Source organism: Cyclobacterium xiamenense (assembly GCF_009467825.1).
Taxonomy (GTDB): Bacteria; Bacteroidota; Bacteroidia; order Cytophagales; family Cyclobacteriaceae; genus Cyclobacterium; species Cyclobacterium xiamenense.
On the sequence record NZ_WIOK01000012.1, the window covers coordinates 1 to 16,110 of the forward strand.

The 16,110-nt window shown below is 48.8% G+C and carries 11 protein-coding genes; 6 read left to right on the forward strand and 5 right to left on the reverse strand.

From position 1 onward, the window contains the following. Positions 1 to 176 precede the first annotated feature (176 nt). The gene (locus tag GCU44_RS10835; RefSeq protein ID WP_154856420.1) at positions 177 to 1,406 is read left to right on the forward strand and encodes a DUF4185 domain-containing protein; all 1,230 of its coding nucleotides are present in this window, start codon (positions 177 to 179) and stop codon (positions 1,404 to 1,406) included. A 45-nt stretch (positions 1,407 to 1,451) separates the two neighbouring features. Here GCU44_RS10835 and purL read toward each other — a convergent pair whose 3' ends face one another. Beyond that, positions 1,452 to 5,141 carry a phosphoribosylformylglycinamidine synthase gene (gene purL, locus GCU44_RS10840; protein WP_154856421.1) on the reverse strand — a complete coding sequence of 1,230 codons (3,690 nt, stop codon included), beginning with the start codon at positions 5,139 to 5,141 and terminating at the stop codon, positions 1,452 to 1,454. 360 nt (positions 5,142 to 5,501) lie between these two features. On the opposite strand from purL, the gene GCU44_RS10845 reads away from it, so the two are divergent. Genes GCU44_RS10845 through GCU44_RS10860 form a run of 4 tightly spaced genes read left to right on the forward strand, consistent with a single transcriptional unit; the run spans position 5,502 to position 12,028 of the window. Continuing rightward, a complete protein-coding gene (locus GCU44_RS10845; RefSeq protein ID WP_154856422.1) occupies positions 5,502 to 6,110 on the forward strand; it encodes a TetR/AcrR family transcriptional regulator in 609 nt (202 codons plus the stop codon). A 4-nt stretch (positions 6,111 to 6,114) separates the two neighbouring features. Beyond that, a complete protein-coding gene (locus GCU44_RS10850) occupies positions 6,115 to 7,458 on the forward strand; it encodes a TolC family protein (RefSeq protein WP_092178249.1) in 1,344 nt (447 codons plus the stop codon). Between the two features lie 21 nt (positions 7,459 to 7,479). After that, positions 7,480 to 8,610, forward strand: coding sequence for an efflux RND transporter periplasmic adaptor subunit (locus GCU44_RS10855; protein ID WP_154856423.1), 1,131 nt, complete (start codon positions 7,480 to 7,482; stop codon positions 8,608 to 8,610). 7 nt (positions 8,611 to 8,617) lie between these two features. Further along, positions 8,618 to 12,028 carry an efflux RND transporter permease subunit gene (locus GCU44_RS10860; protein WP_154856424.1) on the forward strand — a complete coding sequence of 1,137 codons (3,411 nt, stop codon included), beginning with the start codon at positions 8,618 to 8,620 and terminating at the stop codon, positions 12,026 to 12,028. Between the two features lie 81 nt (positions 12,029 to 12,109). Here GCU44_RS10860 and GCU44_RS10865 read toward each other — a convergent pair whose 3' ends face one another. Then, a complete protein-coding gene (locus GCU44_RS10865; protein ID WP_154856425.1) occupies positions 12,110 to 12,817 on the reverse strand; it encodes an L-ribulose-5-phosphate 4-epimerase in 708 nt (235 codons plus the stop codon). A 225-nt stretch (positions 12,818 to 13,042) separates the two neighbouring features. Here GCU44_RS10865 and araA point away from each other — a divergent pair, with 225 nt between their 5' ends. Then, a complete protein-coding gene (gene araA / locus GCU44_RS10870; RefSeq protein WP_154856426.1) occupies positions 13,043 to 14,521 on the forward strand; it encodes an L-arabinose isomerase in 1,479 nt (492 codons plus the stop codon). 51 nt (positions 14,522 to 14,572) lie between these two features. Here araA and GCU44_RS10875 read toward each other — a convergent pair whose 3' ends face one another. The 3 genes from GCU44_RS10875 to GCU44_RS10885 all read right to left on the reverse strand — a co-directional run bounded on the left by GCU44_RS10875 (position 14,573) and on the right by GCU44_RS10885 (position 16,101). Next, positions 14,573 to 15,394, reverse strand: a complete 822-nt coding sequence (locus tag GCU44_RS10875; protein WP_154856427.1) for a universal stress protein — start codon at positions 15,392 to 15,394, stop codon at positions 14,573 to 14,575. A 94-nt stretch (positions 15,395 to 15,488) separates the two neighbouring features. Continuing rightward, positions 15,489 to 15,695 (reverse strand): hypothetical protein, encoded by a 207-nt coding sequence (locus GCU44_RS10880; RefSeq protein WP_092178238.1) that lies wholly within the window; start codon positions 15,693 to 15,695, stop codon positions 15,489 to 15,491. An 82-nt stretch (positions 15,696 to 15,777) separates the two neighbouring features. Further along, the gene (locus tag GCU44_RS10885) at positions 15,778 to 16,101 is read right to left on the reverse strand and encodes a high-potential iron-sulfur protein (protein ID WP_154856428.1); all 324 of its coding nucleotides are present in this window, start codon (positions 16,099 to 16,101) and stop codon (positions 15,778 to 15,780) included. Between the last annotated feature and the right edge of the window lie 9 nt (positions 16,102 to 16,110).

Below are 16,110 nucleotides of genomic sequence, written 5' to 3' on the forward strand. Positions count from 1 at the left end.
CTCAAGCTACTGGCCAAACCCGTCGAGCGCATGCCCGCATGGCACGGTGCCGCCGGCAGCAAAGCCTGGCTCATGGTAGACGAAATCGTGATCAACTAGTTGGTTACCAAAGGAAAGGGGAATCAAAGACGTGCTGTGGGAACTGAGAAAAAAAACAAAACGAAAGAATATCCAGGATGCAACAAGATAGAAAAGTTGAGTGCCAGGTAGCGTTGGTTTTATTTGTGTTGCTTTTAGCACTTCTAGGTTCCTGTTTTACAAAACGGGAAATTGGTATACAACCAATAACTACCTCACTTGAGGAACTCCGATTTTCCGTGACAGAGGCGCCGGATTATACAAATTTGTTTCAACGAACAACTGGTTGGTTTGGCGGTGATGGTGTTTTTACAATCCCGCTAAACGGTGTCGAACAAACCCGTTTCGATACCGTAGGTAGCGTATTGGTTTTGTTTAGCGATAGCCTTATCGGACAAATTACTGATGGAAAGCTTGACAGCCCGTTTGTCATGATCAATAATTCTGCCGCATGGATGGAGGCGGTGTGGGAGGATACTACGTCCATCTCCTTTCATTGGGCGACAGACATTCAGGGTGCTCCACAGTCACTGTTCGTGCCCCGTACACCGAATGCCATTCATGGACAATATTACTGGCTAGGTGATGGTTTTACGAATCAGGAAAAGAACTACGATACCTATCTGTTCGGTTACCGCATTATAACCACCGGGACGGATGCTTTTAATTTCAAAGAAGTAGGGAACGCATTGATCGTTATTCCCTCCGGAAGTAAGCCTCCCTTTGCAGACCATCGTCAATTGGATACACCATTTTACTTCGAGGGGACGGCAGAAAGTACCGGGTCCTTTGGAGCAGGTATTTTGGTCAATACAAAAGAAGCGGGAGCGCTGCGTCCAGACGGCTATGTTTACATTTACGGCGTCAAGGGTGCGAAAAAGGAAGTAATGGTAGCACGAGTGAAACCCAGGGACATAGAAGTATTTCATAGATGGAGGTTTTGGGATGGTATGGCATGGCAGGATGATTTCAAGAAAGCAGCTGTCATCGCCGATCGTGCATCTAATGAATTGAGTGTAACCTCTCTTGAGGATGGAAGGTATGCCTTAGTTTTCCAGAAAGACGGTATCGCGCCCACGGTAGGTCTGCGGTTGTCCCTATCACCGGAAGGACCATTTGGCCCAATCATCACAGTTTGGGACACTTCCGATGACATTCGTGCTGGAAGCCAGCTTATAAGCTACAATGCAAAAGCACATCCAAGCCTATCGAAACCTGGGGAGCTGGTCATTAGCTATAACATCAATTCCTTTGACTTTTTTGAAGACGTAAAGATTTCCCCGGATTTCTACAGGCCAAGGTTTATTCGAGTAAAATTTAACGAATAAAATAATTACTCTCTTGAGTACTCCCCGTATATTTCTACCACGTACCTACCCTTTCTGAGCGTCCACCCAGTTCTTTGCGTTGATAAAGGCTTGAATCCAGGGAGTTACCTCCTGCTGTCGATCGCCCTCCGGGAAATAGGGCCAGTTCCAGGGAGCAAGGGAGCGCTCAATATGGGGCATGATGGCCAGGTGCCTGCCATCTTTGGAGGCCAAACCGGCCACCGCACGGTCCGAACCGTTGGGGTTACCGGGATAGCTCGTGTAGGAATAGTGCATGCAACTGTGATAATCCGAGGCATCCATCGGTAGATGGAACTTGCCCTCTCCATGCGCTACCCATACACCCAGTCGCAGCCCGGAAAGGGAGTGCAACATCACCGAATTGTTTTCGGGTATGGTCACGTTGACGAATGCCGATTCGAATTTATGACTTTCGTTGTGCAACATTTTGGTTTTTTGCGCATGTTCTGGGTTGACCAGCCCCAGTTCCACCATCAACTGACATCCGTTGCAGACGCCCAGGCTCAAGGTATCCTCCCTTGCGTAAAATCGGTCCAGGGCCTGTTTGGCTGTTTCATTGTAAAGAAAGGCACCAGCCCATCCTTTCGCTGATCCCAATACATCGGAATTGGAGAAACCACCTACAAAAACGATCATGTTTACGTCCGCAAGGGTTTCTCTCCCCGAAATCAGATCGGTCATGTGAATGTCTTTGACGTCAAAACCAGCAAGCCACAGGGCATAGGCCATTTCCCGATCCCCGTTGACCCCTTTTTCCCGAATGATTGCCGCTCGGGTACCGGTGGCATTTTTTCGTGCCGGATTTAGATGCAGCGATTGGTAGGTGCCTTGCCAGGCTGCCGGAAAGGTGTATGCCAAGGGTTGATTTTTGTAGTGCTCGTACCGCTCCTTGGCTAATTGTTCGCCAGACTGTTGCCGGTCCAACAGGTAGGAAGAGCGGTACCAGGTATCCCGAAGCTCCGCTACGTTCCAATCGAGATCCAGCGCTGGAATGCGCAACGCGCCGTCGGAAGCAATGCTGGCAATGGAAATGGCGTCAATTCCTTCCGCTTTCAGGCGGGCGCTTACACTATCCGGGTTTTGGACCTGAATAACCAATCCCGGATTTTCCGAAAACAGGGCCTTTACCGGGTCTTTTTCTTTCAGGTTTTCCACATGCACCTGCAAGCCGGAATTCTCATTAGGGAAGCACATTTCCAGCAGGCTAGTGATCAACCCACCCGAAGAAATATCGTGACCGGCCAGAACCATATCCTCCCGGATCAGTTGTTGAACCGCTGCAAACGCACGAACGAAATAGGTCGCATCGATCACATCTGGCGCATCGGCACCGATGCGTTGACGGATTTGGGCAAAGGCGCTTCCTCCCAATCTTGCCTCGTCTTTGGAAAAGTCCAGGTACAGCAGGCCACTGCCGACTATTGGTTTCAGTGTGGGAAATACGATGCGGTTGATGTCGGCGCATTCCCCAACCGTAGAGATGATGACCGTTCCGGGTGCCAGCACGGTCTTCCCGTCCGGGTATTTTTGGGTCATGGAAAGGGAGTCCTTCCCGGTAGGGATATTGATCCCCAGATCGATGGCAAACTGGCTACACGCTTCTACCGCTCGGTACAAGCGGTCATTCTCACCGGGGTTTTTTGCCGGCCACATCCAATTCGCGCTCAAGGACACGCCCTTTAGCCCCTCTGTTAGTGGTGCCCATATCAAGTTGGTCAACGCCTCGGCGATCGCCAGCCGGGAGCCTTTCTCCGGACTGGATAAGGCCGCTACAGGTGCATGGCCGAGGGAGGTGGCTATACCCTTGGCTCCGCTGTAGTCCATGGCCATCACAGCCACGTTATTTAGCGGCAGTTGCAAAGGCCCGGTAGTTTGCTGGCAGGCCACTCGTCCGGTGACAGAACGGTCCACTTTATTGGTCAGCCAATCTTTGCAGGCCACTGCTTCCAACTGCAAAACCTGATGCAGGTATTCGCCTAGCTCCCGCTGGCTGTATTCGGGATTCGCAAAAGAAAGGTCGGAACGTTGGTCTTCCAGGACGGTTTTTGGAGAGGATCCAAACATGTGCTGCAAGCTCCAGTCAATAGGTTTTTCGCCCGTTTCGCTGTTTTCAAACCGAAAATGAAAATCTCCGGTGGTTTCTCCGATTTCGTAGAAAGGGGCTCGTTCGCGTGCCGCTATCTTTTTGATGGTTTCCAACTGCGATTTTTCCAGTACCAGTCCCATTCGTTCCTGAGACTCGTTGCCGATAATTTCCTTGGCCGATAGGGTGGGATCACCCAAAGGTAATTTTTCCAGATGGATGGTGCCTCCGGTTTCTTCCACCAATTCGGAAAGGCAATTCAGGTGCCCTCCCGCTCCGTGGTCGTGAATGGAAAGGATGGGATTGTCCTCGCTTTCGGCCATGGCGCGGATGACATTCGCCACTCGTTTTTGCATTTCCGGATTGGATCGCTGCACGGCATTCAGCTCCAGCGCATGCGTAAGTTCCCCCGTATTCAGCGAGGATACCGCACTGCCTCCCATGCCGATACGGTAATTGTCACCCCCCATCAATACGATGCTGTTCCCTTTGCTGGCTTGTTTCTTCAGGCTGTAGGGTGCCCGGGTAAAACCCACGCCTCCGGCCAGCATGATGACTTTATCAAACCCCCAGGTTCGGTCGTGTTCCTGATGCTCGAAGGTTACCAAACTCCCGCAAATCAGCGGTTGCCCAAATTTGTTACCGAAATCACTTGCTCCGTTGGAGGCTTTGATTAGGATATCCAGCGGGCTTTGGTACAGCCAGTTTCGTTCTTGCAGCCCGGCTTCCCAGGTTCGGTCGGGAGCTGTTCGCGGATAGGAGGTCATGTACACGGCGGTGCCGGCCAGCGGAATGGAGGCGGTACCTCCTGCCATCCGGTCCCGTATCTCTCCTCCGGAACCCGTCGCTGCGCCATTAAACGGTTCTACTGTGGTGGGAAAGTTATGGGTCTCTGCCTTTAGGGAGAGCACGGTTTCAATCTCCCGGATCGCAAAAAAGTCCGCTTTTTCTTGATTTACCGGAGCAAATTGGAGGGCTTTTGGACCTTTGACAAAGGCTACGTTGTCTTTATAGGCAGAGACAATTCCATTTGAATTGGCTTGTGAGGTCTTTTTGATCCACTGAAAAAGGGAAAGGGGTTTTTCTTCCCCGTCAATGACGAAGGTGCCGTTAAAAATTTTGTGTCGGCAATGCTCGGAATTCACCTGGCTAAAGCCAAATACTTCGCTATCGGTCAGGGGTCTACCCAGGGATTCGCTCACTCCCTGCAGGTAGGCCACTTCCTCGGCGTTGAGGGCCAGCCCTTCCTGCGCATTGTAAGCGTTAATATCGTCGATCGAAAGGATCGGATCGGGCGTCTTTTCAACGAAGAATAGCGCTTGATCCAGCTCGGGATAGAGGCGTTGCAACATGGGGTCCAGGGCGAGGTCTTCAGACCAGGGCACGAATGCTTCGATCCTTCGGATACCGCTAATGCCCATGTTTTGGCAGATTTCCACCGCATTGGTAGACCAGGGAGTGATCATTTCTTTTCTCGGCCCAAAAAATTTCCCTGGAATGCGGTCTTTTTCCAGAAACTCCGCCCCGCCGAAGAGCCAGCTTAGTTTTTGTAGGGTGTTTGAATCCATGGCCTGCCCGCTTTCCAGGGCGTATACCGTTTTTTCCGGCGATTGAAAAAAGAAAATAGTCATAGAGAATGTGATGGTAAAATGAAGCAGCAAAGGTACAAAATTGCTTTGGAAAATTACCGCCTATCGTCATCACAAACCGCTCTGCTGCGCGCGTACCTGTTCGCAATCGGATATTTTTTCCGTAATACGTTCATTATCGGACAAGGGAATGGCATTGGCCGGTACCGTTGCTCCGATTATTTGAAAGAATACGATCATTCTCCGGGTATCTATCGATGAATTCGGACAGATAGAAACGGGGTTTTGATGCGAAAAATGTAGCTTTTTCTTCTTTATTAAAAAAAATAGTTAATTTCACGGAAACTTTGAACCTTTCGAAAGTTTCCAGAGTTTTTTGGCAGGAAGTTTATAGAAGAATAGTTGGAAACAAGAGAGAAAATAATTCAGGTAGCTTTGGAGCAATTTTTTGTCTTTGGTGTACGTGCCGTCACCATGGATGAAATTGCCCGGCAGGCAGGCATGTCTAAGAAAACCATTTATGAGGAATTTGCAAGTAAAGAAGATCTGGTAACGGCTGCTTTCGATGCAGCGCTTGAAGCGGACGAGTGTGCGTTTTATGAAATGATGGAGTCGGAAGAGGGGGTGATTGATCACCTTTTGCAGATGACCCGGTACCTGCGGGAGCGTTTTTCCAAAATGAACCCTTTGTTGCTGCACGATGTGCAGCGGTTTTACCCCAAATGCTGGAAAAAGCTGGAGGAATTCAAACGGGAGCATGCCTGGAAAGGGATTGTGCAGATTTTGGAAGAGGGTAAACAATCGGGGGATTTCAGGAGCGAAATCAATTCAGAAATTTTGGCATTCATGCGATTGAATCAGATTACTAGTTTTATCTCCGGAAATTTACCCCAGGAAAAATACACGTTGCTGGATTACCACCTGCAGCTATTGGACCATTTTATACATGGAATACTTACCGATCAGGGAAGAAATACCTATTACAAAAAACTACAAACACAGGAATCTTAATTTTATGAAGTTTAAACCGGTAATTTTATTCGTTTTTGTTTGGGTGGTTGGAAGCAGCACGCTGGTGCACGCCCAACAAGTGCCGTTCACACTGGAAGAAAGTGTCGCCTATGCCCTGGAAAACAACGTGGAGGCCAGAAATGCCCGGCTGGAAATAGAAGCAGCAAGGGGCCTCGTGGGAGAACGTACCGCAGAAGGGCTTCCCCAAATCAATGCAAATCTCAATGCCACGAAAAATCTGGTCGTTCCGGTTACTCCGTTTCCGGCGATCATTTTCGACCCCGAAGCGCCCGAGGGAGAATTTATTGGCGTGCAGTTTTCCCCGGAATATACCGCGGGGTTGACGGCAACGGTTTCGCAGATGATTTTTAATGGCTCGTATTTTATCGGTCTGAAGGCAGCCAAAACCTACCGGCAGCTGGCAGAGGTCGACCGGAAATATACCGAACTGGAGGTGATCGAAAATGTCAAGAAAGCCTACTATTCGGTATTGGTCAGTCGGGAACGCGAAGCGTTGGTTCGGGCAAATTTAAGCCGAATCGATACCCTGTTGAAAGAGACGGAAATCTTGTACGAAGAGGGTTTTGCAGAGAAGATCGACGTTACCCGAATCCGGGTGCAGCACAACAACATTCAAACGGAACTGGACAAGGCTGAGACGGCAAGTCGCATCAGTTTGCGCTTGCTGAAATTTCAGATGGGGCTACCCCAAGACCAGGAAATCAACCTTGTAGACACCATTTTGGCTATGGAAGCCCTGCTCGATGCTGAGCGATTGCTTTTGGAAGAAGGAGAGCGCCGGATAGAAATCGACCAGATCAATACCAATTACGAGTTGGCCACCCTGGACCTCAAAAACAACCAGATTCAATACATGCCGCGCCTCGATGCAAATTTTACCTACCAACGAAACTCTTTCGGTGGTAATTTTCCTGGGCTTTGGTCCGGCGAATGGTTTACCGGTTCCGTCCTGGGGGTAACCCTACAGATCCCCATCTTTGATGGTTTTACCAAGAAATACAAAATTCAGCAGAACCGGGTACAACTGCGGCAGTTAGAGGTGCAGAAGGAGTCGCTGCTCCAGAATATCGTCGTAGAAAAATACCAAGCCCGTCAGAACCTGGTAAATAGCCTAAAGTCTCTGGAAGTGCAACGCGAAAACCGGGATCTGGCACTGGAGGTATACGATATGGCCAAAATAAAATACCAGGAGGGCGTAGGCTCAAACCTGGAAGTAGTCGAGGCGGATTCCGCGCTGAAGGAAGCCGAGACCAATTATTTTTCTGCCTTATACGATGCCTTCATTGCGAAGGTTGATTTGGAAAAAGCATTGGGAATTTTAAACTAAAGAAACGAATACCATACCTTTATGAAAAATACAATTAAGTTTTTAAGCCTGGCCCTGATCATCGGGGTAGTTTCCTGTTCGGCGCCTAAGGACGAGCTAACCGAAAAGAAGGAGCAGCTGGATGCGTATAAATCGGAGGCCGCAGCGCTGAAGGTAAAAATTGAGGAACTGGAAACCGAACTTTCCCAACTGGACCCCGAATTCCGGAAAAACCAGCGGAAATCGGTATTGATCACGACCCTCCAACCCGAAAAGGGAAATTTTGAGCATTACGTGGAAGTAACCGGCTCGGTCCTTTCGAAGAAAAATGTCAACATCAGTGCCGAAGTTTCCGGACGTATCGAAGAGGTGGTCACCCGGGAGGGAATGTCCATCCGAAAAGGACAGGTGATTGCGAAAATAAATGCAGAGTCTGTCGAACGAAACCTGGAGGAGATTGAGACCCAATTGGAGTTGGCCAGAACCATGTTTGAAAAGCAGGAGCGCTTGTGGAATCAGCAGATTGGGACAGAAATGCAATACCTGGAGGCAAAAAACCGGAAGAAGACGCTTGAAAAAAACCTTTCTTCCCTGCAGCTGCAAAAGGATCGTACCACCGTAAGGGCACCATTTGATGGCACCGTTGAGGAATTGCTGGTACGTGTAGGCGAGCTGGTTCAACCGGGGACGCCCATCGTCAACATGGTAGGAGAGGACGACCTGTTTATCGAAGGAGATATATCGGAACGGTACGTGGGCATCCTGGACAAGGGAGATTCTGTAAGTATTCACTTTCCTTCCATTGACAAGTCCTTGGATACGAAAGTAACCGCAATCGGCAGGATAATTGACCCCAACAACCGGACCTTTAAAGTGGAAGTATTTTTGCCAAAAATGGAAAATGTAAAACCCAACATGCTGTCGGTGCTCAATATACAGGATTACCAGAATACGGACGCTGTGACGGTACCTACTTACTTGATTTTGCAAGACAACAAGGGAAGTTATGTGTTCGTGGTAGAAGAGGGTATGGCGCGTAAGCGGTACGTGGAGCGTGGCATGACCTATGAGGGGAAAACCGAGATTCTGGAAGGATTGAATGGTTCCGAAACCCTCGTTGACAAAGGCTTCAGGGAAGTTGGAGATAATTTTAGTGTAAACATCGCATCCTAACGCATTTATGGCTATAGAAGAAAATTCAAAAAAAGGCGTGATCAGAGAGTTTGGGATATCCTCGCTTTCGGTAGACAACCGGACGAGTGTGGTCATCCTGACGCTAATCATCACATTTTTGGGCATTTTTGCCTACCGCACCATGCCGAAGGAAAGTTTTCCGGAGATCGTCATACCGACCGTCTACGTGGGAACGGCCTATCCCGGAAACTCTCCGGTGGACATGGAAAATTTGATTACCCGACCCATTGAGAAAGAACTCAAATCCATCAATAACCTGAAGGACGTGAGCTCTACTTCCATACAGGATTTTTCGTCCATCGTGGTGGAGTTCAATCCCAACGTGGATATTTCTAAAGCCCTTCAGGACGTGAAGGATGCCGTGGACAAAGCCAAAAGCGAGCTGCCTTCCGATCTGGACCGGGACCCCGATGTTTTGGAAATCAATACCTCGGAATTCCCCATCATGAACGTCAATATTTCTGGAAACTACACGGAACAGGAACTCAAAAAATACGGGGAGTTTCTGGAAGATGAGATCGAGAAGCTTTCGGAAATTTCCAGTGCCGACCTGAGTGGAACCATCGAACGGGAAATTCGCATTGATGCCGATTTGTACAAAATGGAATCGCACGGAGTGACCTTTTCGGACATTTCTGGTGCGGTGGCGGATGAGAACGTGACCATTTCCGGAGGGAATATCCTTTCCGGGGATTACCGCAGAACCTTGCGGATAGCGGGAGAGTTTACCGATCCCATGCAGCTTGAAAACGTCATCGTAAAAACGGAAAATGAAAAGATCGTATACCTGCGGGATGTGGCATCCGTGAGCGATACGTACAAAGAGCGGGAAAGCTACGCCCGAAGCAACAAACTTCCGGTCGTTACCATCAACGTGGTCAAGAGAAGTGGAGAAAACCTGTTGGATGCATCCGATAAAATCAAAGCGCTGATCGAAGAAGTAAAGATCAACCGTTTCCCGGAAGATCTGGAAGTGACGATTACCAATGATCAGTCCAAGGCTACCCGGTCGCAAGTGGATAATTTGGAGAATAGCATCATTTCCGGAGTGATCCTCGTGGTGTTGGTACTCATGTTTTTTCTCGGATTCAGAAATGCGCTGTTTGTGGGGATCGCTATCCCCTTATCCATGTTTATTTCGTTCCTGGTGCTAAACTCCCTGGGGGTGACCCTAAACTTAATGGTGTTGTTTTCCCTGATCCTGGCATTGGGAATGTTGGTCGATAACGGGATCGTAGTGGTGGAGAATATCTATCGCCTCATGCAGGAAGGCAAATCCGCCGTCCGTGCGGCCAAAGAAGGGGTGGGAGAAGTAGCCTGGCCCATCATTACTTCCACGGCCACCACGCTGGCCGCTTTCCTTCCCCTAGCTTTCTGGGACGATATCATCGGGGAGTTTATGAAGTACCTGCCGATAACGCTGATCATCGTATTATCTTCCTCCCTTTTTGTTGCCCTGGTGATCAATCCTGTGCTTACTGCCCTGTACATGAAGATACAGGACGTGGACCAAAACAAACCGGTAAAGAAACCGGTGATCGTAGCAGCAGTCCTTACGTTTGTGGCCATTGTCTGCTTCTTCGCTGGCTGGATCGCCCTTGGAAACCTGTTATTTTTGGGTGCATTGCTGACTTTGTTTAACGTTTTCGCACTCCGAAAGGCCATACGTTGGTTTCAAAATTCCTTTTTGGTGAAGCTCGAAAACCTGTACGAAAAAACGTTGCATTTTGCGTTGAAGGGAAAAGGGCCCTATTTGTTTTTTGGCGGCACGGTTCTGTTGCTGATAATATCGTTGGTATTGCTAGGGGTTCGGGCGCCTAAAATTCTATTCTTCCCGGACAATCAGCCCTCCCTTGTCAGTATTTACATGGAAAAACCCATTGGCACGGATATCGAAGCTACCAATGACTTTGTGAATAAAATGGAAAATGACCTGTTTGAGGTTCTGGAACCGTACGAGGACATCATTGAGTCGGTCATTACGCAAATAGGAGAGGGTACCGGAGATCCCTTGGAAGGCCCGAGTCAGGCCTCTACACCCCATAAGGCAAAAATTACCATCGGCTTTGTTGAATACCAATTTAGAAACGGTGTTAATACCAACGAGGTCATGGAGAAAATTCGGAAACTCGCTGAAGGTTATCCCGGGGTATTGCTGACCGTGGATAAACAGCGTAACGGGCCGCCGGTAGGAAAACCAATCAATATTGAGGTCAGTGGGGAGAATTTTGACCAGTTGATCGCCTTCGTCAATCAGATGCGGGAGCAGATCAACGAATCGGGAATCGAGGGGATTGAGGAACTGAAGACCGATTTGGAAACGGGAAACCCGGAGTTGATACTGGATATTGACCGGGAAAAGGCCCGTAGGTTTGGCTTGTCTACGTCCACCATCGCCAACGAGCTCCGGACTGCGCTCTTTGGCCTGGAAGTGTCCAAATTCAAGGAAGGAGAAGACGATTACCCCATACAACTTCGTCTGGCAGACGAATACCGATACGATATCGGTGCGCTGCTCAACAAGAAAATCAGTTTCCGGGATAAGTTTGGCAATCAAAAGGAAATTCCTATTTCTTCCGTAGCGAGTCTGGAATACAGCTCTACCTATGGTTCGGTGAAACGAAAAGACCTGGAGCGGGTGATTACCTTATTTTCCAACGTAAACGACGGGTACAATGCTACTGAAATCAATAACGAAATCAAGCGGCTCATTCAGGATATTGAGATTCCGGAGAGCATCGATGTGAGTTTTACCGGAGAGCAGGAGGAGCAGGCCAAATCTGCGGAATTTCTTACCCGGGCACTGGCTATTTCCATCTCTTTGATCTTTCTTATCATCGTTGCTCAGTTTAATTCGGTTACCACGCCCTTCATTATCATGGCTTCGGTGGTTTTTAGTACCATCGGCGTATTCTTGGGCTTGGTAGCATTTAACATGAACTTTGTGATTATCATGACCGGCATCGGGATTATCTCCCTGGCGGGGGTGGTGGTAAACAATGCCATCGTACTCATCGATTACACCAACCTGGTGCGGGAACGAAGGAGACAGGAATTGAATGTGCCGGAGGATGGGTTCCTTTCCAAAGAAGAATTGCTGGATAGCATCATTCAGGGAGGGAAGATTCGTTTACGTCCGGTACTGCTTACCGCCATCACTACGGTGCTGGGATTGATCCCACTGGCGCTGGGGATGAACATTGATTTCTACGGATTGCTCTCCTCCTTTGATCCCAAGTTTTACATTGGGGGGGATAATGCAGATTTTTGGGGGCCGATGGCATGGACGGTGATATTCGGCCTAACCTTTGCGACCTTTTTAACGTTAGTAATAGTACCTGTCATGTATTTATTGGCAGATAAATTAAATTCAATTGCTCGCAAGAGCAATCAATGAGTTTTAATTAAAGGTTGGTGGTTTTTTTAAGTGTTCAAACCTCCGGAACGTTGTTCCGGAGGTTTTTTGTGCTGTACCCGGTCAGCAGCCTTCTTGCCCATAATAGGCGCCTGCTCCGTGTTTTCGGTCGTAATGCTTTTGTATCAGTGAGGCTTTTAATGGGCGTGCATCGGGATTAATCTGCAGGGTCAGGTAGGCCATGCGGGCAATTTCTTCCAACACCCGGCTGTTGTACACGGCTTTTTGGGCGTCTTTTCCCCAGGTAAACGGACCGTGGTTTCCAATCAAAACCATTTCTACTTCCTGGTAGGACAACTGCTTGTCTTGAAAGCAATCCAGAATTTGCTGTCCGGTCATGTATTCGTAATCGCCGGCGATCAGGTCGTCGGCCATGGGTGGTGCACAAGGAATAGCCCGGGTGTTGTGGTCGGCGTGGGTGGTACCAAAAATGGGGATATCCCGCAGGGCCTGGGCCCAGGAAACGGCATAGGTGGAGTGGGTATGGCATATCCCGCCAATTCCCTTCCATCGCTGGTACAAAAATCCATGCGTACGTGTGTCGGAAGAGGGGCGCATTTTTCCCTCGACCACCTGGTTCTCAAAATCAACCACCACCATGTCTTCGGCTGTAAGTTCTTCGTACGGAATACCGCTGGGCTTGATGGCAAAAACGCCGGCGTCGGCATCTGCCTGGCTGACGTTACCAAAGGTATATACCACCAGGTTTAATTTGGGTAAGGCCATATTCGCCTCAAAGCAAGCCCTTTTTAGCTCTTTGTACGTACTCATAGTCTTCGTTCTATTGTAAAAAAAACTGCTGTCCTTCAGCAGCAGGCTCAGAAGAAACCGGCCCGTTTGCTACGGGAAGCCTGGCAAACGGGCTCCCATTTTTAGTAGACTTGCCGTCGGGGTTTTTCTGGCTTTCGGGAGAAAGTTAGCAATTATTTTTTATTCTATTTTTTTGTTTTCAAATTTAGGTGTAATTATGACATTTAAGAAATCCCAAGTACAGCGATGATGCAGTTAAACGCCCTAAAAATATGGTTGGTTACCGGTAGCCAACATTTGTATGGCCCGGAGGTACTTGCCGAAGTAGCCGATCATGCCCAAACGGTAGCCAGGTATTTGAATGATTCCGAAGCCCTGTCGGTTTCTGTGGAGTACCGACCAATAGTCACCCGGACAGAAGAAATTACCAGGGTCTTTCAGGAGGCCAATAGCGATGCTTCCTGCATCGGGGTGATTGCCTGGATGCATACGTTTTCTCCGGCAAAAATGTGGATTAATGGATTGAAAACCTTTCAAAAACCCCTGCTTCACTTGCATACCCAATACCGGGAATCAATCCCCTGGGCTACCATTGACATGGACTACATGAACCTCAATCAAAGTGCACATGGAGACCGGGAATTTGGACACATCTGCACCCGAATGAAGGTCCGAAGAAAGGTAGTAGTCGGGCACTGGAAGGATCCTCAGGTGCATAAGGAAATTGACTTTTGGAGCCGGGCAGCCGCTGGATGGCACGATTGGCAGGGGGCGAAATTTGTTCGGTTTGGCGACAATATGCGTCAGGTGGCCGTCACCGAAGGAGATAAGGTTGGTGCCGAAATGCAGTTTGGGTTTTCGGTGAACACCCATGCCGTGGGAGATTTGGTACAGCAAATTGATCAAATTCAGCAGCAGGCGGTAGACCAACTGGTCGAGGAATACGAATCTAAGTATATTTTGGATGAAAAGCTGAAAATGGGGGGAGCACAGCGTTCTTCTCTAGTAGAAGCGGCACGTATTGAGTTGGGACTGCACCATTTTTTGCAGGAAGGTGCGTACAAGGGCTTTACCAATACCTTCGAAGACCTGTACGGGATGCACCAACTTCCCGGAATTGCGGTGCAGCGCCTCATGCGAATGGGTTACGGCTATGCCGGAGAGGGTGATTGGAAAACCATGGCACTGGTACGTGCCATGAAGGTGATGGGTACGGGCCTGCCCGGAGGCAACGCATTTATGGAGGATTATACCTACGATTTCCAAGAGCAGGGAGGTCTGGTCCTTGGTGCGCACATGCTGGAAGTGGACGAGTGCCTGGCGGAAGGCCCGATCCGGTGCGAAATCCATCCATTGGGTATCGGAGGAAAAGCAGATCCGGTCCGGCTGGTATTTACCGCCGGCGAAGGAAATGCCCTGAATGCATCACTGGTCGACCTCGGGAATTCCTATCGTTTGCTCGTAAACGAGGTTCGTGCAATTCAACCTCCCCACGAGCTACCAAAGCTTCCGGTGGCACGAACCATGTGGCTGCCGCTTCCGGATTTTAAAACAGCTTGTGCAGCCTGGATTTTGGCAGGAGGTGCCCACCATACCTGCTTCAGCCAAAACCTGCCCGTTGAAATTCTGGAAGATTTTGCAGAAATCGCCGGATTGGAGTGTCTGCTTATTGATGCGCATACAACACTTAGGAGTTTTAAGGCCATCCTAAGGGCTGGCATCTGAGAAGGCCTGTTTTCAAGGTGCCCCCGGGCATGGTTAATCCGCATTAAACGCTTAGGGTTCTTCGCAGGGGAGTACCATCAGGGGGGTCTCCCCTTCGTGTACCAAATCGCTGATAAAAAATTTCCGGAAAAGTTGGTCGTTTAAGGTCCGTGACCCCTTTTGAAGCACAATATAATCGTCAGGAAAACCCCGCAACCTGTTTTTGATTGTATCAAAGGCATCCACGTGTTCATACAACGAAATTGAACAGGAGTAGTCAGCGCCTAGTTTTTTCTGAAGATCGTTTAAGTATTCTTCGGTTGCCTGCCTTTCCGACGGATCGGAGAGGATGGTCAGCAGTTCGATTTCCGTAAGGGTACTTCCGATGGTTTGCAGCAAAAGCGATAAGGCTTGCTCGTTAAAGGGGTACTTCACATGACAGGCCAGGACCAGTTTTTTTGGAATGGTTTGCTCGATTGACTTCGGCAAAGCGATAATAAGCCGATCAAGCCGATTGATAATATCGGTAGCAGTGCTGCCCACAAGCAGTTTTTTCAGGAAACCGGTACCTTTCAATCCCAGGAGAAGTAAATCTTCCGGGCTCGTTTTTTCCTGTAAAAACCGAATTAGTGGGTCACTTATTGCCAGGAAGGAAGCCTCATCTTCGGAGACACCCAGCTTTGTAGCTTGTTCCGAAAATTTGGTTTTTGCTTCCTTTTTCTCAAAATCAATGATTTCTTCTTTGCCGGGGGCGTTAGAAAGGGTGGGAGCCAGCCCAGCTACTTTGTAAACAAAAGTGAGTGAAAATCCGTACGTTTTTTTCCACTCAAATGCCAACCGTAAGAGGTTGGGGGTATACGGGGAAAAATCGATGAGTACGATAAGTTGCTTCATGGTAGGTAAAGAAAATGCCCATTCATAATGTGGAATTAAAGATAGGCATTTACCGGCAAATTACCATTTCGCAACTTTTTTTGTGGAACGACCCCTATTGGTCTTCGTACCATTTTTCCTCAAAGGTATGCGCAGGCTCAAAGACTGCTTTCAATACCCGAATGACCATCCAGATCATCAGGACCGGAGAGAGGGAAAACATCAGTAGAATAATGGCGGTATTGAGATTGACTGCGACCGCGACCACATATATCAATAGAAAGCCGGTCACGATGGCTACAGGGGTGAGGGAATTGTCCATGGTTTCGCGTTTTATGCTTAGAACAAACCTGAAAAGCAATTTGTTTGCCAATTAATTAGTTTCCGAAGTCAATCCATTAGCGCTATGCCACTCTCGGTGCCCAATAGGTGCAATAGGCACCCGCTTCTACCGGCCCTTTGAAAAGTTGGCAGCCACCGCATTTTCTTTCGACTGTCGGGGGGAGGTAAAGTTGGCAATTATCGCATCGATTGTCCGAGATGGGTGTAATCGATTCGTATCCCAGGCTTTTTCTTTTTTCCAGTTCCGCCGGATCAAGCCCCGTCAGGTCGGCGCAGTCGGTGATGTCTTCCAAGCTGTATTCCTTCTTTTTTGGTGCACATTGTGCAAGCAGGTAAACAAGTCCTGTCGATCCAAACAGGTAGGTGATAAGCTTTCTTCGTGTCATGTAAAGCGT